This is a genomic window from Bradyrhizobium sp. Ken51 (assembly GCF_055807435.1).
The window spans coordinates 1-237 of sequence record NZ_JBVVPB010000212.1 but is presented as its reverse complement, the minus strand read 5'-3'; the positions used below and the strand labels follow the sequence as shown (position 1 = coordinate 237).

Below are 237 nucleotides of genomic sequence, written 5' to 3'. Positions count from 1 at the left end.
GCCGAAGTCGATACGCTTTCTCCGGCGCAGGCTGCCGAACTGAAACCGATGCCGCAAAGTTGGCGCGGCGTGCTGCCGTGTGCCGATTGCGAAGGAATCGAAACCTCTCTGTTCCTCGAAAAAGACGGAACATGGGTGATGAATGAGCGTTATCTCGGTGCTCGTGAAGAACCTTCCTCCTTCGCTTCCTACGGTACATGGGCGCGAACCGCTGACAAGCTGGTATTAACCGACAGC

1 protein-coding gene is annotated in these 237 nt (G+C 56.5%); it reads left to right on the top strand.

Annotated features, from left to right (window positions below):
* Positions 1–237 (top strand): copper resistance protein NlpE N-terminal domain-containing protein (locus AC0L27_RS41520; RefSeq protein ID WP_473323948.1); only part of this gene is annotated, 237 nt, incomplete at both ends.